The sequence below is a fragment of the Streptomyces sp. NPDC028928 genome (assembly GCF_055564915.1).
Genome location: NZ_JBVHVI010000008.1, coordinates 133,437 through 153,308, shown reverse-complemented (window position 1 = coordinate 153,308; position 19,872 = coordinate 133,437). Strand labels below are relative to the sequence as shown.

17 protein-coding genes and 1 tRNA gene are annotated in these 19,872 nt (G+C 72.7%); 6 read left to right on the top strand and 12 right to left on the bottom strand.

What is annotated here, in order from left to right:
• The first annotated feature begins 3 nt into the window (after positions 1 to 3).
• The 3 genes from ACZ4U1_RS20520 to ACZ4U1_RS20510 all read left to right on the top strand — a co-directional run bounded on the left by ACZ4U1_RS20520 (position 4) and on the right by ACZ4U1_RS20510 (position 2,709).
• Positions 4 to 723: an ABC transporter permease subunit gene (locus ACZ4U1_RS20520; RefSeq protein ID WP_467904929.1), complete on the top strand. Its 720-nt coding sequence runs from the start codon at positions 4 to 6 to the stop codon at positions 721 to 723.
• 350 nt (positions 724 to 1,073) lie between these two features.
• Positions 1,074 to 1,158 (top strand) — tRNA-Ser (locus ACZ4U1_RS20515).
• Between the two features lie 204 nt (positions 1,159 to 1,362).
• On the top strand, positions 1,363 to 2,709 hold the full coding sequence (locus ACZ4U1_RS20510; protein ID WP_467904927.1) for a delta-60 repeat domain-containing protein: 1,347 nt from the start codon (positions 1,363 to 1,365) through the stop codon (positions 2,707 to 2,709).
• A gap of 41 nt (positions 2,710 to 2,750) precedes the next feature.
• Here the strand turns inward: ACZ4U1_RS20510 and ACZ4U1_RS20505 are convergent, their stop codons facing one another.
• The 9 genes from ACZ4U1_RS20505 to ACZ4U1_RS20465 form a co-directional block, all read right to left on the bottom strand.
• Positions 2,751 to 3,548, bottom strand: coding sequence for an HAD family hydrolase (locus ACZ4U1_RS20505; RefSeq protein ID WP_467904925.1), 798 nt, complete (start codon positions 3,546 to 3,548; stop codon positions 2,751 to 2,753).
• Entirely contained in the window at positions 3,545 to 4,822 is a 1,278-nt protein-coding gene (gene serS / locus ACZ4U1_RS20500; protein ID WP_467904923.1) for a serine--tRNA ligase, read from the bottom strand. Before serS ends, ACZ4U1_RS20505 begins: the two co-directional genes overlap by 4 nt.
• 554 nt (positions 4,823 to 5,376) lie before the next feature.
• Positions 5,377 to 6,309 carry a prephenate dehydratase gene (gene pheA / locus ACZ4U1_RS20495; protein WP_467904921.1) on the bottom strand — a complete coding sequence of 311 codons (933 nt, stop codon included), beginning with the start codon at positions 6,307 to 6,309 and terminating at the stop codon, positions 5,377 to 5,379.
• Positions 6,310 to 6,409: 100 nt separating this feature from the next.
• Positions 6,410 to 7,690 carry an iron uptake transporter deferrochelatase/peroxidase subunit gene (efeB, locus tag ACZ4U1_RS20490; protein ID WP_467904919.1) on the bottom strand — a complete coding sequence of 427 codons (1,281 nt, stop codon included), beginning with the start codon at positions 7,688 to 7,690 and terminating at the stop codon, positions 6,410 to 6,412.
• An 8-nt stretch (positions 7,691 to 7,698) separates the two neighbouring features.
• Positions 7,699 to 9,612 (bottom strand): copper resistance CopC/CopD family protein, encoded by a 1,914-nt coding sequence (locus ACZ4U1_RS20485; protein ID WP_467904917.1) that lies wholly within the window; start codon positions 9,610 to 9,612, stop codon positions 7,699 to 7,701.
• A gap of 13 nt (positions 9,613 to 9,625) precedes the next feature.
• Entirely contained in the window at positions 9,626 to 10,090 is a 465-nt protein-coding gene (locus ACZ4U1_RS20480; protein WP_467904915.1) for a copper chaperone PCu(A)C, read from the bottom strand.
• Positions 10,087 to 10,740: an SCO family protein gene (locus ACZ4U1_RS20475; protein ID WP_467904913.1), complete on the bottom strand. Its 654-nt coding sequence runs from the start codon at positions 10,738 to 10,740 to the stop codon at positions 10,087 to 10,089. The genes ACZ4U1_RS20480 and ACZ4U1_RS20475 overlap by 4 nt, the downstream gene beginning before the upstream one ends.
• 104 nt (positions 10,741 to 10,844) lie before the next feature.
• Positions 10,845 to 11,561: a YcnI family copper-binding membrane protein gene (locus ACZ4U1_RS20470; protein ID WP_467904911.1), complete on the bottom strand. Its 717-nt coding sequence runs from the start codon at positions 11,559 to 11,561 to the stop codon at positions 10,845 to 10,847.
• Positions 11,562 to 11,692: 131 nt separating this feature from the next.
• Positions 11,693 to 12,544 carry a hypothetical protein gene (locus tag ACZ4U1_RS20465; protein ID WP_467904909.1) on the bottom strand — a complete coding sequence of 284 codons (852 nt, stop codon included), beginning with the start codon at positions 12,542 to 12,544 and terminating at the stop codon, positions 11,693 to 11,695.
• A 199-nt stretch (positions 12,545 to 12,743) separates the two neighbouring features.
• Between ACZ4U1_RS20465 and ACZ4U1_RS20460 the strand changes: the two genes are divergently transcribed.
• Entirely contained in the window at positions 12,744 to 13,187 is a 444-nt protein-coding gene (locus ACZ4U1_RS20460; RefSeq protein ID WP_467904907.1) for an ATP-binding protein, read from the top strand.
• Here the strand turns inward: ACZ4U1_RS20460 and pdxR are convergent.
• From pdxR to ACZ4U1_RS20445, 3 genes are all read right to left on the bottom strand, one after another.
• Positions 13,177 to 14,571 carry a MocR-like pyridoxine biosynthesis transcription factor PdxR gene (gene pdxR / locus ACZ4U1_RS20455; protein WP_467904905.1) on the bottom strand — a complete coding sequence of 465 codons (1,395 nt, stop codon included), beginning with the start codon at positions 14,569 to 14,571 and terminating at the stop codon, positions 13,177 to 13,179. The two genes, ACZ4U1_RS20460 and pdxR, sit on opposite strands and share 11 nt — an antisense overlap.
• 59 nt (positions 14,572 to 14,630) lie before the next feature.
• Complete coding sequence (locus ACZ4U1_RS20450; protein ID WP_467904904.1) at positions 14,631 to 16,115, bottom strand: aminopeptidase P family protein; 1,485 nt, start codon at positions 16,113 to 16,115, stop codon at positions 14,631 to 14,633.
• A gap of 158 nt (positions 16,116 to 16,273) precedes the next feature.
• Positions 16,274 to 17,653, bottom strand: coding sequence for a PP2C family protein-serine/threonine phosphatase (locus tag ACZ4U1_RS20445; protein WP_467904902.1), 1,380 nt, complete (start codon positions 17,651 to 17,653; stop codon positions 16,274 to 16,276).
• A 605-nt stretch (positions 17,654 to 18,258) separates the two neighbouring features.
• Here ACZ4U1_RS20445 and ACZ4U1_RS20440 point away from each other — a divergent pair.
• Together ACZ4U1_RS20440 and ACZ4U1_RS20435 are read left to right on the top strand one after the other, a co-directional pair.
• Positions 18,259 to 18,924: a bifunctional DNA primase/polymerase gene (locus tag ACZ4U1_RS20440; RefSeq protein WP_467904900.1), complete on the top strand. Its 666-nt coding sequence runs from the start codon at positions 18,259 to 18,261 to the stop codon at positions 18,922 to 18,924.
• Between the two features lie 196 nt (positions 18,925 to 19,120).
• Positions 19,121 to 19,612: a hypothetical protein gene (locus ACZ4U1_RS20435; protein WP_467904898.1), complete on the top strand. Its 492-nt coding sequence runs from the start codon at positions 19,121 to 19,123 to the stop codon at positions 19,610 to 19,612.
• The last annotated feature ends 260 nt before the right edge of the window (positions 19,613 to 19,872 follow it).

Genomic DNA, 19,872 nt, shown 5'->3' with positions numbered 1-19,872 from the left:
AAGATGTACGACCCCACCGTCGCCCGGCTCACCTACCGGGCCCTGCTCGGCCGCCGCCGGGCCCTCATCCTCGGCGCGCTGCCGCTGCTGCTGATCGTGATCTCCGTTGCCGTCCGCGCCCTGACCGGAGCCGACGACCAGACCGCCTCGGACGTCCTCGGCGGCTTCGCGCTCGCCACCATGGTGCCGATCATCGGTGTCATCGCGGGCACCGGCGCGATCGGCCCGGAGATCGACGACGGCTCCGTCGTCTACCTGCTGTCCAAGCCGCTCAAACGGCCCACGATCATCTTCACCAAGCTGATCGTCGCCATCGCCGTGACCATGGTCTTCTCGGCGGTGCCGACCCTGATCGCGGGTCTGGTCCTGAACGGCAACGGCCAGCAGATCGCCGTCGCCTACACGGTCGCCGCGCTGGTCTCCTCCATCGCCTACTCGGCGCTCTTCCTGCTGCTGGGCACCGTCTCCCGGCACGCGGTGGTCTTCGGGCTGGTCTACGCCCTGGTCTGGGAGGCGCTGTTCGGCTCCCTGGTGCCGGGCGCGCGCACGCTGAGCGTCCAGCAGTGGTCGCTGGCCGTCGCCCACAAGGTCGCCGGCGGGGACCTGGTCACCTCGGAGGTGGCGCTGCCGACGGCCACCGTGCTGCTGGTGGCGGTCACCGTGCTGGCCACCTGGTACGCCGGGCAGAAGCTGCGGTCGCTGACGCTCGCGGGCGAGGAGTGACGGTCCCGGACTGACGGGGACTTCGCCCCGCCCCGGCCGGAGCGGACCGGCGAGGACGTGGGGGACGACGTCGTCCTGGACGAGGCGGTCGTCCGTCTGTTCGCTTTATTCGGTGGCGCCCAACTCCGGGGCCGGGCAGAGTGGTTGTGCACCGTCCGCCGGGATCGTCCCGGCGTCACCGACGGGGAGTGGAGGTGGGCGATGTCCATGCACGGCAGTACGCCCAGCTCCCGACAGGGCAGCCCGAGGCCGGCTCCGGAGTGATCCGCTACCCCTCCGTGGAGCCACGGGGACTGCCCGGGGCGGTCGCTTCGAGCACGCGATGTCGCTCTCGCGTGGACCGCCCACCCGGAGGATTGGCCGAGTGGTAAGGCACCGGTTTGCTCAACCGTGGTCGGGGGCGACCCCGCGCACGTTCGATCCGTGCATCCTCCGCGAGACGTTGCCACCGCGCTTGGCGTGGTGCCGGTAGTCACACCCCGCGCGCGTCGGCGATGCGGTCGAGTCGGACCGAAGTATGAGCGTATTTCCCGCGCGGGGTCGCCTGGCCGTGGCATGTCGGGTGAGAGAGCACCCGTACGGCCGTATGGTCAGCGTGTCCTGATACAGGCAGTTTTGTCGCTTCTAGCATGTGCGGGCATGTTCTCCCTCCTCCCCGGTTCTCTCCAGGGCCCTTTTGACGGCCCTCTTCGCGGCCGTCTCCAGCGCCTTCGGCGGCTGCCCGCCCGGGCCGGTGCCGCGGCCGCCGCGGCGCTGGCGCTCCTGCTCGCCTCGCCCGGTCCCGCGCACGCCGCCTCCGGCGACCTCGATCCCTCGTTCGGCGGCAACGGCAAAGTGGTCAACCTCGACATCTCCGCCGCGGAGGACGGGCACGGTCTCGCCGTACAGGACGACGGCAAGCTGGTCGTCCTCGGAAGCTTCTACGGCGAGGGCACCGGCCCCGACTTCGCGATCGTGCGCTACAACCCCGACGGCACCCTGGACAGCGGCTTCGGGAACGGGGGCGTCGTCACCACCGACTTCGGGCAGGGCGAGGAAGTGTCCCGCGGTGTCGCGCTGCAACCCGACGGGAAGATCGTCGTCGTGGGCACCTCGCAACGGCCCGGGTCCGAGGGCTGCTGCTGGTTCACGGTGGCCCGCTACCAGCCCGACGGGGAGCTGGACACCGGCTTCGGCGACGGCGGTCGTACGATCACCGACTTCGGCGACGACGGCGCCGCCGACGCCTACGCGGTCACCGTGCAGTCCGACGGCCGGATCGTCGCCGTCGGCCAGTCCGGCGGTGACATCGCGGTGGCCCGGTACGACTCCGGCGGCAGCCCTGACCCCACCTTCAGCGGGGACGGCCAGTTGACCACGCACTTCTCCGGGGGCGACATCTCCATCGCCCAGGACGTGGCGCTGCAGTCCGACGGCAGGATCGTCGTCGCCGGCGGTGTCGGACTCGGCAACCCCGGCTACAGGCCGAGCTTCGCCCTGGTCCGCTACAACACGAACGGCAGCCTGGACACCGGTTTCGACGGTGACGGCAAGCGGGTCGTCAGCTTCAGCGGAGAGGCCCAGGGGTACGGGCTGGTGCTCATCCCGGGCGGTGACATGGCGGTCGCCGGGTACGTCACTCCCTCCGGCGGCAGCAGCCGGTTCGCGCTGGCCCGGCTCAACTCCGACGGCTCCCTGGACACCGGGTTCGACGGCGACGGCAAGGTGACGACGACGTTCGCGGCGAGCGCACGCGCTCATGACCTGGCACTCCAGTCCGACGGCAAGCTGGTCGCCGCCGGCAGCCGTGGTGGTGACTGGGCCCTGGCGCGCTACAACGCGGACGGCAGCCTGGACACCGGGTTCTCCGGCGACGGCAAGGTGGTCACCGACTTCACCCCCGGGGTGTCCGACCACGCGCGCGACGTCGCGGTGCAGTCCGACGGCAGGATCGTGGCCGCCGGGGACGCCGAGACCTACCTGGCCCTGGCCCGTTACCTGCCCTGACGCGGCACCCCTGACGCGGCACCCCTGGACGCGGCGGCCCGCTAGCCGAGCAGCCGCTCCAGCACCACCGCGATCCCGTCCTCCTCGTGGGACGAGGTCACCTCGTCGGCCACGGCCTTCAGCTCCTCGTGGGCGTTGGCCATGGCCACTCCCCGGGCCGCCCAGGCGAACATCGGGATGTCGTTGGGCATGTCGCCGAAGGCGATGGTGTCGGCGGCCTTCAGACCCAGCCGGCGGGCGGCCAGGGACAGACCCGTGGCCTTGGACAGGCCGAGGGGCAGCAGCTCCACGATGCCCGCACCCGACAGGGCCACCGTGACGAATCCGCCGGCCGTCTGCCGGGCCGCTTCCGCCAGCTCGTCGTCGCCGAGCGTCGGATGCTGGATGTAGATCTTGTTCAGCGGGGCCGACCAGAGGTCGGAGGCGTCCGTGAACGGGGTCGCGGGCAGCGCGCCGGTGACCGCGTAGCCCGGGCCCACCAGCACCTCGCCGTCGAGGCCGTCCCGGCTGGCCGCCAGGTACAGCGGCCCCACCTCGGCCTCGATCTTGGCCAGGGCCACGCCCGCCAGCTGCCGGTCCAGGGTGACCGAGGTCAGCAGGCGGTGCGACCCGGCGTCGTAGACCTGGGCGCCCTGGCCGCAGACGGCGAGGCCGTCGTAGCCGAGGTCGTCCAGGATGTGCCGGGTCCAGGGGACCGCGCGGCCGGTGACGACGATGTGCGCGGCGCCCGCCGCGGTGGCCGCGGCGAGCGCGTCACGGGTGCGCTGCGAGATCGACTCGTCGGAGCGCAGCAGCGTTCCGTCCAGGTCGGTGGCGATGAGCCCGTAGGGGAAGCTCACCGGGACACCGGCTCCAGGACCTCGCGGCCGCCCAGGTACGGGCGCAGCACCTCGGGGACCCGGACGGAGCCGTCGGCCTGCTGGTGGTTCTCCAGGATCGCCACGATCGTGCGCGGTACGGCGCACAGCGTGCCGTTGAGGGTGGCCAGCGGCTTGACCTGCTTGCCGTCACGCACCCGGATGGACAGCCGGCGGGACTGGAACTCGGTGCAGTCCGAGGTCGAGGTCAGCTCGCGGTACTTGCCCTGGGTCGGGATCCACGCCTCGCAGTCGTACTTGCGGGCGGCCGAGGCGCCGAGGTCACCGGAGGCGACGTCGATGACGCGGAACGGCAGCTCCAGCGAGGTCAGCCACTGCTTCTCCCACTCCAGCAGGCGCTGGTGCTCGGCCTGGGAGTCCTCGGGGGCGACGTACGAGAACATCTCGACCTTGTCGAACTGGTGCACGCGGAAGATCCCCCGCGTGTCCTTGCCGTGCGAGCCGGCCTCGCGGCGGAAGCACGGGGAGAAGCCCGCGTACCGCAGCGGCAGCCGGTCGGCGTCGATGATCTCGTCCATGTGGTAGGCCGCCAGCGGGACCTCGGAGGTGCCGACCAGGTACAGGTCGTCCTTGTCGAGGTGGTACACGTCCTGCGAGGCCTGGCCGAGGAAGCCGGTGCCGGCCATGGACTGCGGGCGGACCAGCGCCGGGGTGAGCATCGGCGTGAAGCCGGCGGCGGTGGCCTGGGCGATCGCCGCGTTCACCAGGGCCAGCTCCAGCAGGGCGCCGACACCGGTGAGGAAGTAGAAGCGGGAGCCGGAGACCTTCGCGCCGCGCTCGACGTCGATGGCGCCGAGCAGCTGGCCCAGCTCCAGGTGGTCCTTGGGCTCGAAGCCCTCGGCACCGAAGTCGCGGATCGTGCCGTGCGTCTCCAGGGTGACGAAGTCCTCCTCGCCGCCGACGGGCACGTCGGGGTGGACGAGGTTGCCGAGCTTGAGGAGCAGCTCCTGGGTCTCGGCGTCGGCCGCGTCGCGCTCGGCGTCGGCGGCCTTGACGTCGGCCTTCAGCTGCTCGGCGCGCTTGAGCAGTTCGGCCTTCTCGTCGCCGGTGGCCTTGGGGATCTGCTTGCCGAGCTGCTTCTGTTCGGCGCGCAGCTCGTCGAAGCGGACGCCGGAGGACCTGCGCCGCTCGTCGGCAGACAGGAGGGCGTCGACGAGCGCGACGTCCTCTCCACGGGCGCGCTGGGAAGCGCGCACACGGTCGGGGTCCTCACGGAGCAGGCGAAGGTCAATCACGTGACCAAGGCTACCGGTGCGGGGTCGCGGCTCACGAATCACTATTCCGGGGTGTTCGGATTCGCGGCATACGTTCCGTTGTGCGGTAATTGCGGATCATGTTCCCGTCCGTCAAGGGAAAAGTGTCTCACCCCCTGGGACGGGGCGGGTGCCGGGCGCACCCGGTTGACCGGATTCCCTTGTGGGCAACGGGATTTGGGAGGCGGGTCGCAGGCGGGTTGTCCACAGGAATCCACACCGTCCGCAAAGTTATCCACAGGCTGTGTGGATGGACTGTGGATGTCGGAATTGATCACTCCGGAAACTGTCCGCAGGCGAAAGAATTCCCGGGTCAAACGTCCTCGACACCCACGTTCGGGTGGAAAACGGTCGCCCCAAAAGATGAACCGAAGGAAACGGGTGGACGAAGGGTGATCCACGTGCTGAGGGCCCGGACCGGAGCCTCCAGGGCGATTTGTCGACGCTGTCGCCCCGCCCTGTCGACTTGTCCCCAGGTCGAGAAGCGGACCTGTGGATAACTTCTGTGGATAACGTTCGTATGCAGGTACGACTGGCTAGAAGCGGCCGTCCTGGCAGCGCGCCACCCAGTCCGCAGCCGCCATGAACTCCTCGTCCGAGGTCCCCGGCAGCACCGGACGGGCCTCGCCCGGTGCGATGTCCGCGCGCGGATAGGAACCGAGGAAGCGCACCTGCAGGCAGATCCGCCGCAGCCCCATCAGCGCCTCCGCCATCCGCCGGTCGGCGATATGGCCCTCGGCGTCGATGCAGAAGCAGTAGTTGCCGATGCCGGCACCGGTCGGCCGGGACTGCAGCAGCATGAGGTTGATGCCGCGCGAGGCGAACTCGCCGAGCAGGTCGCGCAGGGCGCCGGGGTGGTCGTCGCGCTGCCACAGCACCACCGAGGTCTTGTCGGCACCGGTGGGCGCGGCCGGCCGGGCCGGGCGGCCGACCAGCACGAACCTGGTCTGCGCGTTCTCCGCGTCGTGGATCCCGGTCTCCAGCGCCTCGAGGCCGTACCGGGCGGCGGCGAACTCGCCCGCGAAGGCGGCGTCGTAGCGGCCCTCCTGGACCAGACGGGCGGCGTCCGCGTTGGAGGCGGCCGACTCCCAGATGGCGTCCGGGAGGTGGGTGCGCAGCCAGTTGCGCACCTGCGGCTGGGCCGCCGGGTGGGCGGAGACCGTCTTGATGTCCGCGAGCTGGGTGCCGGGGCGGACCAGCAGCGCGAAGGTGATCGACAGCAGCACCTCGCGGTAGATCATCAGCGGTTCGCCCGCGACCAGCTCGTCCAGGGTGGTGGTGATGCCGCCCTCGACGGAGTTCTCGATCGGCACGAACGCGGCCTCGGCCTCGCCGGCCCGCACCGCGTCCAGCGCGGACTGCACCGACACGTACGGGATCAGCTCCCGGGTGGCCGCCTCAGGAAGCGTGCGCAGGGCGACCTCCGTGAAGGTGCCCTCCGGGCCGAGATAGGCATAGCTCGCTGGCATGTCCCTCACCCTAATGGCCGCGGGCCCGGTCGGCTGAGGCGTCTCACGGCAATCACTCGACCGGGTGGTTTGAACCCGATTCACCCTTCGGCAACCGGGTTCAGCCCTCCAGCAGCCGCTGCCCCACGTACTCGCCCTCCGCCGCCCCGCCCGGCACCGCGAACAGACCGCTCGACTCGTGCCGGATGTACTTCGACAGCGCGTCGCCCCGGTCGAGCTTGCGCTGCACCGGGACGAAGCCGCGCAGCGGGTCCGCCTGCCAGCAGATGAAGAGGAGACCGGCGTCCGGCGTACCGTCCGCGTCGATGCCGTCGTGATAGGAGAAGGGGCGCCGCAGCATGGCCGCGCCGCCGTTCTGGTCGGGCCGGGTGATCCGCGCGTGCGCGTTCAGCGGGACGACGTAGTCGCCCTTGGCGTCCGCCTTCTCCAGGTCCATCGGCGTCGTCTCGCCGCCGCCGGACAACGGCGCCCCGTCGGCCTTGCGGCGCCCGATGACCGCCTCCTGGGCCGGCAGCGACAGTTTCTCCCAGTCGTCCAGGAGCATCCGGATCCGGCGCACGACGGCGTAGGAGCCGTTCGCCATCCAGGCGGGCTCGCCCGAGGCGGGCACGAAGATCCGCCGGTCGAAGTCGGCGTCGGCGGGCTTCGGGTTGCGGGTGCCGTCGAGCTGGCCCATGAGGTTGCGGGCCGTCATGGGGTGGGCGGTGGCGCCCGGGCTGCGGTTGAAGCCGTTCATCTGCCAGCGCACCCGCGCGGCCGAGCCGGCGTCCTTCTGGATCGCGCGCAGGGCGTGGAAGGCGACCAGGGCGTCGTTCGCACCGATCTGCACCCACAGGTCGCCGTCGCTGCGGGACTTGTCGAGCCGGTCGGAGGAGAAGTCCGGCAGCGGGTCCAGGGCGGTCGGCCGCTGCTTCTCCAGGCCGGTCCGGCTGAAGAAGCTGTGGCCGAAGCCGAAGGTGAGGGTCAGCGAGGACGGGCCCGCGTCCCGGGCCACATCGGTGTCGTCGTGCGGGGCCGCCTCGCCCGCCATCAGCCGCTCGGCCGTCGCCGACCAGCGGCGCAGCAGGGCCGCCGCCTCCTTGCGGCCCGCGCCCGCCGCCAGGTCGAAGGCGACGAGATGGCCGCGCGCCTGGAGGCCCTCGGTGATGCCGGGCTGATGTTTCCCGTGAAACATCGCCCGGTCGGAACCCACCGAGGTCAGCGGGACGGCCCCGGCGGGTGCGGCGGCGTACCCCACCGCACCGCCGGCCGCGCCGAGCACGAGGCCGGTGGCGCCGGCGGTGCCGAGCAGGGCGCGCCGGGAGACGCCGCTCGCGCCGGAGACGGGCTGTGCCACCGGCGCGTCGGGCCTGCGGGCCTGGGGGAGGGACTTCTCGGGCATGGTGCGGTTCAGCCGATCTGCGCGTTCTTGGAGACGGTCACCTGGTCGATGTCGGAGGTGCGGACCGTGACGGCGATCTTCCAGTCGCCGGCCATGGGGATCTGCACGTCCTTCGCCGACCAGTGGCCGGTGGCGATGTGGTCGGGGTTCACGGGGAGCGGGCCGATCCTCTTCGCCTCCAGGGTGAAGGCGACCTTCACCTCGGGGACGTCGAAGGCCCGGCCGTTGGGCCGCTGGACGTACACGTGCATCTCGTTGCCGCCCGCGCGCGCGGGGTCGAGGTCGATGCTGACGACGCCCTTGCCGTCGGTGCCGCCGGTGTCGAACGGCATGTCCAGGGTGAGCGCGCCGGACGCCGCCGAGGTGCCGGAGCCGGCCGACGCGGAGGTGGCCGCCTTGGCCTCCTGCTCGGTGCGGCCCGGCTCGGTCTGGGTCAGCGCGGTGGTGACGGCGAGCAGCACGAGGGCGACGCCGGCCTCGGCGAGCACCGAGCGGCGCAGGCCGAAGCGGTTCGGGTCGGCGTCGCGCAGCCGCTTCTCCCGGGCGGCGTCGACGGCCGCGCGCTGCCGGGCGAGCTGGGCGGCACGCTGGGAGTCGGCGGACCCGGTGCCGCTGCCCTTGCCGTCACCGGATGCCTTCGACACGGCGACCTGAGCCTGCGCCTTCTTCGCCTTCCCGCCCCGGGCGACCGGGTCCGTGAGCCGGCCGGTCCACCTCCGGGACACGGCCGCGATGCCGACGAGCACCGCCACCAGCCCGATCTTGACCAGCAGCAGCTGCCCGTACCGGGTCTCGGTGAACGCCGACCAGGAGCCGAGCTGCCGCCAGGACTGGTAGACGCCGGTGGCGACGAGCGCGAGGACGGACCCGAAGGCCACCCGGGAGAAGCGGTGTACGGCGGTGGCCTCGACCGGGGTCTCGGCGGGCGCCCGGTACAGCGCGGTCAGCAGGGCGGTGAGGCCGCCGAGCCAGGCGGCGACGGCCAGCAGGTGGACGACGTCGACGGGCATGGCGAGGCCCGGCTGCAGCCCGGTGGAGGCGTGCTCGGCCATGGCCCAGCTGGCCGCGAGCCCGGCCGCGACGACGACCCCGCCGACGGCGAGCCCGAAGGTCAGGTCGCGCTTCTCCTGGCCCTCCTCCCGCCGGGTGTACGCGCCGAAGAGGACGGCGACGAACAGCGCGGCGGCGGCGAGCAGCAGCAGCCGGGAGACCAGGGCGGCACCGGTCTTGGTCTGGAGCACCTGGCCGAGCAGATCGAGGTCGAAGACGTCGGCGAACTTCCCCGAGCCGGTGTACGAGCCGCGCAGGAGCAGCAGCCACAGGGTGGCCGCGGTCAGCGCGACCCAGCCGCCGACCACCAGCCGCTGCAGGGGCCGTACGCCCGCGCCGCGCTGCCAGCAGGCGAGCACGAAGGCCGCTCCGCCGGCGAGCACGAGGAAGCCGGCGTAGGACACGTACCGCCCGAAGGCGTAGAGCCCGCCCACGACTCCGCCGCCCGCGGCCGGCCCGGTGCCGGAGACGACGGTCTGCGAGGGCGCCCCGATGGAGAAGGTGTAGGCGCCGGCGACGGGGTGGCTGTCCGCCGAGACCACCTGGTAGGTGACGGTGTAGGTGCCCTTGGCCAGGCCGCTCTTGAGCTTCACGGCGTACGTCGTGCCGCTCACGCCCACGGGGCTGCCCGTCTGGACCGGCTTGCCCCGGGGGTCGAGGACGCGCAGGGAGTCGTCGTTCATCGCCACCTTCTCGGAGAAGGTGAGCGACACCTGGGTGGGCGCCTTGTCGGCCACCACCCCCTGCGCGGGGTCGCTGCCGGTCAGTGCCGCGTGCGCGGAGGCCGGTCCGGCGCCGGCCAGCAGCGCGCCGGTGACGGCGACGAACAGCAGCACCAGGATCCGCAGGCGGGGGGTGATGGTCCGGGTCACGGTGGTCCCTCCCTCAGTGGCCGGTCGACGGGTTGTACGTGGTGGACTTCACCGGCATCTCGACGGTGAGCGGCCCGGACTTGGCGAAGCCGAGCTTCACGGTGACCGTCTGGCCCTGCTTCGGCGCGTGCTTCAGCTTCTCGAACATCAGATGGTTGCCACCGCTGCGGAAGACGAGCTTCCCGTGGGCCGGTATGGCGAAGGAGGACTGCTCCGCCATGGCGCCGCCGGTCGTGCTGTGCATGGTGACCTGGCCGGCGGCGTCACTGGTGACCGAGGTCAGCTCGTCCCCGGACCCGCCCTTGTTGGTGATGGTCAGGAAGCCGGCGGCCATGTCGGCGGAGACGGGCTGGGGCATGTAGGAGGCGCTGACGGACAGCTCGGCCTTCTCCGGCCCCGAGCCGGAACCGGAGCAGCCGGTGAGGGCGAGGGCACCGGTGAGCGCGCCCGCGGTCAGCGCGGCGGTACGACGCCTCACGGGGTGGCTCCCTTGACGAGCTTGGGCAGGTCCTTGGTGTAGTCGTCGACCGTGGCCCTCTCGCCGTAGAGGACGTAGCCGGCGTCGGTCTTCGGGGAGAAGGCGATGACCTGGGTGCCGTGCACCGAGACGAGCTTGCCGTTCTTGTCCTTGCTCGTCGGCTCCACGGCGATGCCGACGGACTTGGCGCCGGCCTGGATCTTGGCGAAGTCGCCGGTCAGGCCGATGAACTGGGGGTCGATTCCCTTGAGCCACTTGCCCATCTCGGCGGGGGTGTCGCGGCCGGGGTCGGTGGTGACGAACACGACCCGGAGGTCGTCCTGCTCGGCCTTGGGCAGGGCCTTCTTGGCGACGGCGATGTTGCTCATCGTCGTCGGGCAGACGTCGGGGCAGTGGGTGTAGCCGAAGTAGACGAGGGTCGGGTGGCCCTTGGTCTCCTTGCGGAGGTCGTACGTCTTGCCGTGGGTGTCGGTGAGGACCAGCTCCGGCTTGTCGAACGGCTGGTCGAGGACGGTGGCTGCCTTGCCCGCGTCGGACCCTCCCTCCACCACGGCGACCGACGAGCCGGCGTCGTCTCCGGAGCCGCAGGCGGAGAGGGTCAGGGTGGCGGCGGCGAGCAGGACGGCCGCGGTGAACGTCTTCTTGCGCATAGAGAAATGTCCCAGATGTGTGAACTCCGGCGCGCACCGGGGTCGTGCGGGCGTCACGAGGACGGTCCCGCACGACGCCCGGTACGCGCTGCGGAAGGAAGGGCTCAGGCGGTCCGGCGGCGGCCCGCGAGGACGCCGTAGGCCACGCCGGCGACACCGATGACGATGCCGACCACGCCGAGCACGCGTGCGGTGGTGTCACTGCCGCTGCCGGAGTCGGCGGCGGCCGTCTTCTCGGTCTTCCCGGCGGTCTTCTCGGCGGTCGCCGAGCCGTGGTGGTCGTCGGTGGCGGCGGACAGCTCCAGGACGGGGGCCGGGTTCTCCGGCTCGTCCTGTCCCTCCTGCGGCACCTCGATCCAGCGCACGACCTCCTTGTTGGAGTACGTCTGGATCGCCTTGAAGACCAGTTCGTCGGTGTTCTCGGGCAGGGCGCCGAGGGAGAGCGGGAACTTCTGGAAGTAGCCGGGTTCGATGCCCTTGCCGTCGGCGGTCCAGGTGACCTTGGTGACGGCCTCGTCGATCTTCTCGCCGTGCATGGTCAGCGGCTTGTCCAGCTTGGACTTGGTGACCTCGGCCTTCCAGCCGGGGACCGGCTGCGGCATCACGGAGGCGATCGGGTGGTCGGCCGGGAGGCTGACCTCGACCTTGGTGGTCGAGGCGTTGTCGCGCTCGTTCGGGACCTTGAAGTCGACGACCGCGTAGCCGCCCTTGGCCGCGGTGCCCTCCGGCTGCACGGAGACGTGCGCGAAGGCGGGGGCGGACAGCGTGAGGACGGCCGTACCCGCGACGGCAGCGGCGGCGGCGATACGAGAAGTCTTCATGGAAGGAAGCACTCCACTCTGAGTGAGGTCCGGTGGTCGATCCGGTGGTCAAGAGGAATACGCGCACGCGCGCGTGCCGCTCGACGGCGGCGCACCGGAGCCCCTGTTCGTGAAGTGGAGCGGTGGCCGCGTCAGGCGGCGAGGAGGAAGGCGGCGGCGGGCGGTCCGCGCCGGATCACCGTGTGCTGGAGTACGGCGGTGTGCGGGGCAGGTGCCTCGTCCCGGTCGGCGCGCGGGCCACGGGGGCCGGGCCCGGTGGCGGGCGGCAGCCCGGCGCACAGGGCGCGCGCCAGCGCGAGAGCGGCGCGCAGGGACCGTACGAGCGCCCCCTCTGCGACTCCATGCGCCGACAGCTCGATCAGCCGCAGCACGGCCAGGTCCCCGCGGCGCAGCAGCCAGCCCACGGCGAGGGCCGCGAGTACATGGCCGAGCAGCATCGGCAGCGAGGGCAGCAGGCCGGCCGAGGCGCCGGTCGCGTCGTGCGCGTGCTCCATGGTGCCCAGGGCTGCCGTCGGCCGGCCGGCGCGGTCGATGAGCCGCGCGTCGAGCAGCAGCCGGAAGGCATGCCCCGGGGTGAGCGACGCCGGAGCCGACCCGCACAGCAGTTGGGCGGCCCGCTCGACCAGCGCGCTGTCGCTCAGCACGCCCGTCGTCCCGCCGCCCGTCATCGACGCCGTCGGTATCCCGCCGGAGGCCACCGCGGCCCCGTGCTGGCCCAGCCCGAACAGCGTGTGCAGCACGGTCTGGCCGAGGGCGAGGAGCGCGGCGATGCCCGGCAGCGAGCGGGCCCGCCCGGCGAGCGGTGCCACGAGCAGCAGCGAGCCGAGGAAGCCCGCGCAGAGCGTCCACAGCGGCACGCCCGCGCAGGAGGCCAGGGTGTGCCCGCACGCGGCCAGCGCGACGCAGACCGCGGCGAACACCGCGGCCCGCAGGATCCGGAGCCCGGCTCCGGGACGCGCCGTGCGCGGGTGGGGGGCAGTCATGGCGGCCTCATCATCGCACTGCCCTTACCGGAGGCCTACGCCAGGTGCCCGAGCCGGCCCCGGCGCACCGCCCCTCATACACCGATTCCTCCCGACGCGCATCGGCCGTATGGGCTCAGTCACGTCAACGGAGTGCTTACGGAAAGCTACACGCGGCAATACGTAACGGTATGTCGAGCCGCGGCCAGGAGGCTGGAGCATGAGCATCTGGTGGTCACTCCATCTGCGGCGCGAGGCCGCCAGCGTGCCGCTCGCCCGGCGGCTGCTGATCGGCACGATGGAGACGGCGGGCGTCGATCCGGAGATCTCCTACGACCTGTCCGTCGCCCTGAGCGAGGCGTGCGCGAACGCCGTCGAGCACGGCGGCGACGCCACGCTCGGCGCCTCGGAGGCGTACCGGGTGACCGCGTATCTCGACGGTGAGAAGTGCCGTATCGAGGTGGCCGATTCCGGTCCCGGCCTCGCCTGCCCCCTCGACCTCCGGCCGGTCCGCCCGGACGCCGAGCACGGCCGCGGCCTCTGCCTGATCCGCGAACTCGCCGACCACGTCCACATCGGGGCCAGGCCCGGCCGGGGCGGGACGGTGGTCAGCTTCGACAAGATCCTCAAGTGGAAGAAGGATCCTTCGCTGCTCACGGCGTGACGGGGGCGGTGGCTCGGCGGGGCTGCTCCAGCACCGCCGCCAGTGCCTCCAGGGCCTCCGGGTACGCCCGCTCGCGCGGGGTGCCGTAGCCCACGACCAGGCCCTGCGGCCGGCCGGTGCCCGGGGTGTGCCAGTGCTCGCCGAGGGTGCCCAGCGCCAGGCCCTCCGCCTCCGCGCGGGCCAGTACCTCGGCCTCGTCCGGCACCTCGATCAGCGCGTGCAGCCCCGCCGCGATCCCGCGCACGCTCCTGCGCGCCCCCAGCCGGTCCAGCAGCTGGTCCCGGCGCCGCCGGTAACGCAGCCGGCACGCGCGCACGTGGCGGTCGTAGGCGTGGCTGTCGATCAGCTCGGCGAGGGCCAGCTGGCCGATGGTCTCGGTGTGGTGGTCGCTGTGCAGCTTGGCCTCGGCGACCGCGTCGACCAGGTGCGGGGGCAGCACCATCCAGCCGAGGCGGAGCGCGGGGCCGAGCGTCTTGGAGGCGGTGCCCAGGTAGACGACCTGGCCGGGCGCCATGCCCTGCACCGCGCCCACCGGCTGCCGGTCGTAGCGGAACTCCCCGTCGTAGTCGTCCTCGACGATCAGCCCGCCCCGCGCGCGGGCCCAGTCGGTGAGCGCCCGGCGCCGCTCGGGGTGGAGGGTCACCCCGGTCGGGTACTGGTGGGCCGGTGTGACCACCACGGCCGCCGCCTCGCCCAGCTCCTCGGGGCGCACCCCGCGCGTGTCGACCGGGACCGGCAGGACCGTTCCGCCGTTGTGCCGCACCACCTCCCGGTGGAAGGGCAGCCCCGGGTCCTCCATGGCGACGGCGGCACCGCCCAGCACGCGCGTGAGCAGCGCGAGCCCCTGCACGTACCCGGAGGTGACGACGATCCGCTCCGGCGGCGCGAGCACGCCGCGCGCCCGGCCCAGGTAGCCGGAGAGCGCGGTGCGCAGCTCGATCCGGCCGCGCGGGTCGCCGTAGTCGTACGCCAGCGAGGGGGCCGTCGCTATGGCGCGGCGCAGCGCGCGCAGCCAGGCCGCCGCCGGGAACGCGCCGACGTCCGGGCTGCCGGGGCGCAGATCGTGACGGGGGGCACGCGCGCGTGCGTGTGCCTGCGGCGCCTCGGCGTCCACGACGGGCAGCTCGGCGACCCGGGTACCGGAACCCTGCCGGGCCGTCAGATACCCCTCGGCCACCAGCTGGTCGTACGCCGCCTTCGCGGTGCCGCGCGAGATGCCGAGATCGGCCGCGAGCCGCCGGGTGGCGGGCAACCGCGTACCGGGCGCGAGCCGCCCGTCGCGTACGGCGTCCCTGAGGGCCCGCTCGAGCCCGACCCGGCGCCCGTCGGCCGAGTCGGGTTCGAGATGCAGGTCGACACCGAAGCCGGACCAGAAGTCGTTCACGATCCCCCCACACGTGAAATGGCCGGGTGCCCACCGGCACCCGGCCACTCAGTCTGACGTCAGCTCGTCAGTGAAGCCATCCACGCCTCTACCTCGTCGGAGCGACGCGGCAGCCCGGCGGAGAGATTCCGGTTGCCGTCCTCCGTCACCAGGATGTCGTCCTCGATCCGGACGCCGATACCCCGGTACTCCTCCGGCACGGTCAGGTCGTCGGCCTGGAAGTACAGCCCGGGCTCGACGGTGAGGACCATGCCCGGCTCCAGCGTGCCGTCCACGTACGTCTCGGTCCGCGCGGCAGCGCAGTCGTGGACGTCCATGCCGAGCATGTGTCCCGTGCCGTGCAGGGTCCAGCGGCGCTGCAGGCCCAGCTCCAGGACGCGCTCGACCGGGCCCTCGACCAGGCCCCACTCGACGAGCCTCTCGGCCAGCACGCGCTGCGCGGCGTCGTGGAAGTCGCGGTACTTGGCGCCCGGCTTCACGGCCGCGATACCGGCCTCCTGGGCGTCGTACACGGCGTCGTAGATCTTCTTCTGGATCTCGCTGTACGTGCCGTTGACGGGCAGCGTGCGCGTGACGTCGGCGGTGTACAGGGTGTGGGTCTCCACGCCCGCGTCCAGCAGGAGCAGGTCGCCGGAGCGGACCGGGCCGTCGTTGCGGACCCAGTGCAGGGTGCAGGCGTGCGGGCCGGCCGCGCAGATGGAGCCGTAGCCCACGTCGTTGCCCTCCACGCGCGCGCGGAGGAAGAACGTGCCCTCGATGTAGCGCTCGGACGTGGCCTCGGCCTTGTCGAGGACCTTCACCACGTCCTCGAAGCCGCGCACGGTGGAGTCGACGGCCTTCTGCAGTTCGCCGATCTCGAACTCGTCCTTGACCAGCCGCATCTCGGAGAGGAAGACGCGCAGCTCCTCGTCGCGCTCGGCGGTGACCTTGTCGGTCAGGGCCGCCTCGATGCCGGCGTCGTAGCCGCGCACCACGCGGACCGGGCCGGTCGCCTCGCGGAGCGTGTCGGCCAGCTCGCGCACGTCGGCGGCCGGGATGCCGTAGAGCGCCTCGGACTCGGTGAGGGAGTGCCGGCGGCCGACCCACAGCTCGCCCTGGCCGGAGAGCCAGAACTCGCCGTTCTCGCGGTCCGAGCGGGGCAGGAGGTAGATCGTCGCCTCGTGGCCGTCGCCCTTCGGCTCCAGGACCAGGACGCCGTCCTCGGTCTGGTTGCCGGTGAGGTACGCGTACTCGACGGAGGCGCGGAAGGGGTACTCGGTGTCGTTCGAGCGGGTCTTCAGGTTGCCCGCCGGGATCACCAGGCGCTCGCCCGGGAAGCGGGCGGAGAGCGCGGCGCGGCGGCGCGCGGTGTGTCCGGCCTGCTCGATCGGCTTCAGGTCACGCAGCTCCGTGTCGGCCCAGCCGGACTTCATGTTCTCGGCCAGCTCGTCGGAGACGCCCGGGTACAGGCCGTTCTTCCGCTGCTTGACGGTCTCCTCGGACTCGGTCTCCGGGCCCTCCGCGGTAGCGGAGTCGGGCACAGCCGGGTTGAGCTCGTCGGACACGTGATCCTCCTCGATACGCCATTGATCTCCCCCGGGGCCCGCGACGCTCCTGCTTGTGGCCGAGCGGGGACCTCCATCATCGTACGGTCGTACCGGGAGCGGGCGGGGGCGGATGACCTGTTATGCCCGGTCATGCCAGCCGCCCCGAAGGCGGGGGATCAGTCGAAGCGGGCCGCGAGCAGGACCACGTCCTCCTCGCTGTCGGCGGCGTCCAGGCCGTCCGGCAGGACCGCGCGCAGGACGTGGTCGGCGACGGCTCCCGGATCGTGCCGCACCGCGCGCGGGAGGCCCGCCGCGGCGGCGTGCAGCCGGGCGAAGGCCCGGTCCATCGGGTCGCCGGTACGGTGCAGCAGCCCGTCGGTGTAGAGCAGGACCGTCTCCCCGGCCTCCGCCTGGATCTCCGCGCTGGGCGCCTCCCAGCAGGCGAGCATGCCGAGCGGGGCGGAGACGGAGGTCTCGGCGAACTCGGTGCGCCGCTCGCCGGTCAGCAGCGGCGGGCTGTGCCCGGCCCCGGCCAGGGTGATCTTGCGCAGGGCGGGCTCGCAGTAGGCGAACAGGGCGGTGGCGGAGCGGGCGGGCTCGGTCAGCCGCAGCAGCAGCTCCAGGTCCGACAGGACGGCGACCGGGTCCTCGCCCTCCATCACGGCGTACGCGCGCAGGGAGGCGCGCAGCCGGCCCATGGCGGCCACCGCGCTGGGCCCGGAGCCGGTGACCGAGCCGACGGACAGGCCGAGCGCGGCCTCCGGCAGCGGCAGGGCGTCGTACCAGTCGCCGCCGCCGCGCGGGCCGGTGCGGTGCCGGGCGGCGAGCTGGACGCCGCCCACCCGGGGCAGCCGGGAGGGCAGCAGCTCCTCGGTGATGGTCGCCACGCACGCGCGCGTGTGCTCCACCTCCAGCAGCCGGGCGAGGTGTTCGGTGGCGTGCCGGACGTACAGCCCGGCGAGGTGGCGCCGGCGTTCGTCCGGCTCGGCCGGTTCGTCGTAGAGCCAGACGGCGGCGCCGAGGCGGCCGGCGGTCTCGGAGGCGAGCGGGAGGGCGTAGCTGGCGGCGTAGCCGAGGCGGGCGGCGACCTCGCGGTGGCGCGGGTCCAGGCCGTCCTCGGCGAACAGGTCGGGGTGGACGATCTCGGCGGCGGCGCCGGTGTCGTACGGCAGGGCGCCGGGCGGCACGGTCTCGATGTGGCCGAGGTCGGCGCGGCCGAGGCCCAGGCCGAGCATGGTGCGGGGGCCGAGGCCGTCGGCGGGTTCCAGGACGACCAGGCCGCGGCGGGCTCCGACCAGCGTGGCTCCGGCGCGCAGCAGCTCGTGCAGGGCGGGGTCGAGGGCGTGGGTGCGGGAGAGGCGCTCGGTGAGTTCGTGGAGGGTCGTGAGATCGGAGACCCAGCCGGCCAGCCGGTCCTGGAGGAGGGCGCCGGGGGCGGGGGCGGGGGGAGCGGGGACGGCGGCGCCGGAGGTGGGGGGAGCGGGCGCGACAGTGTGGGCGGGGGTGGGAACCGTAGGATCGATTCCGGCCACTTTCGGAGGGTGCGGGGCGTTCATGGCGTCCGGCTCTCAGACCGGTGCGTATTGCGCAAAAGCATCGCGAACCCCCATGTCATTCTGCGCCGCTAGCAGTGTCTCCACATGTACACGCACTCGTGAGGGGATGTCCAGCATTGTCCTGCGGGGATTCCTGGTGTCCATGGGCCGGGAGAGGATTTTTTCCGAACCCCTTGCCTTACTGCCAAGTTGGCTAAAAACTGCCTCAGGTATCGCCTCATTGCGGTCGACTGGCCTTGCTCGACGGAGCGTCACAGCGGTCGTGATGGGTACGTACTCGGTGAAGGCCAGGGGTGGTTGGGGGCCGCCCGGAACCTGGCGACGGACCCGGGCGTCATAGCCACCGACGGCCGAGCCCCATCCTCCCGTGGCGGAGGCGGAGAGAAATACGCGCGACGGCAAAACGCCAGACTTCGCCACCCCCGCGCCGCAGCCGTGCTTTTGATAGACGCACTATGGACGCGGCCGACGCTCGACCCCTTGGGGTCCCCCATGCGTGCGCAGGGGTGTGATGCGCCAACAGGTACGCACAGTGAAGTGATCGACTCATGGTGTGATGTGGCCCACGGTGTTGCCAGCGGTGCAACGGAAAGGAACGAGCGCTCATGCGCGAGATCCTCGGAAGGCGACGCAGGCTTCTGTCCAGGCGGAACGACGGGAGGCCTGAGCTGATCGGCGCGGCCCTGACCTTCGCCACGGAATGGCAGTGGCCGGTACTGCCCGGTGTGGCACCGGACCCGCAGGGGCGAGCCCGCTGCGCCTGCCCCGACCCCGACTGCACGGTGCCCGGTGCGCACCCCTTCGACCCCGGCCTGCTCGCGGCCACCACCGACGCGCGCATGGTGCGCTGGTGGTGGACCAACCGGCCGGCCGCCCCGATCATCCTGGCCACCGGAGGCAATGCGCCCTGCGCGGTCAGTCTCCCGGCGCTCGCCGCCTCCCGCGCCCTCGCCCTGCTCGACCGGCGCGGCATGCGGCTCGGCCCGGTCATCGCCTCGCCCACCCGCTGGGCGCTGCTCGTGAAGCCGTACTCCATGGAGCAGCTCGGCGAGCTGCTGTACGCCAAGGACTTCGTCCCCGGTTCCCTGCGCTTCCACGGCGAGGGCGGCTATCTCGCGCTGCCCCCGTCCGAGACCGGCCAGGGCGCCGTCCGCTGGGAGCGGGCACCGCTGCCCGGCTCGGCCGCGCCCTGGGTGCCCGACGTGGAGGCCGTGGTGGACGCCGTGGTCGACGCCCTCACTCGTACGGGTGTGAGCGCGCCCGAGTTGTAGGGGTGTCGGGCGCGGGCGGGGCGGCAGAGCGCCGCCCGCTCGTTATCTTCCGCACATGTTGCGTCATTCCGGGCGTCATGCCGGGCTCTGTTCCAGGCGTCGTTCCAGGCGTCATTCCGGGCGTCGGTCCGGTGGCCACCGTGCCCCGCGGCCGCTGGGCGGGCGGGGCCCCCGACGGCTTCGTCTGCTCGCCCTCGTGGGCGTCGTGGGGGGTGTGGTCGGGCTGCCGCTGGCCGTGGCGTCCGCCGGGCAGGTGGGCGACGCAGGCCCGGCCGCCGCGCCGGCCACCGCTCGCGGTGCGGCCGACGACCGCCCGGACACCGCCCGCCGCTCCCCCTTCCTGCTCGGCGTCGGGCTCGCCACCGCCGTGCGCTGCGGCCCCGAACTGACCTCGCCCGACGGCATCGAGGCGCAGACCTGTGTGCTGACGCAGGGCGAGGACACCTGGGCGCGCACCTACTACCGCAACGCCACCGGCGAGTCGCTGGACTCCGTGCTGAGCCTGATGGGGCCGGGCGGCCGGAGCGTGCAGATGCGCTGCGTCACCGGGGCCGACGACGAGCCCGCCACCTGCGAGACCCCCCGCGAGCGCAGGCGGGGCGGACCGGACGCCTACACGGCCGTCACCGAGTTCGCGGAGCGCGGGGCGGACGGGGCGCTGCTGTTGCGGTCGGGGAGCAACTCCTGAGGGATTCAGGTGAGTTGACGCTGGGCACGGGGTGCGGGGTGCGGGGCGCGAAGCGCGGTGGCGTCGGGGGCTGTGGGGCCGGGGGCCGGGGAGGGGCGGCGCCGGGCCGTCGGGGACGTTGACGCGGGGCGGTCGGGGCGTTGGTGCCGGTGTGTCGGGTGAGGTGGCGCCGGGAAGCGGGGGGCTTCACGCGGGGATGCGGGGGTCGGCACGCGGGGGCGGCAGGGGAGCCGGTGCCGGTGTGTCGGGTGAGGTGGCGC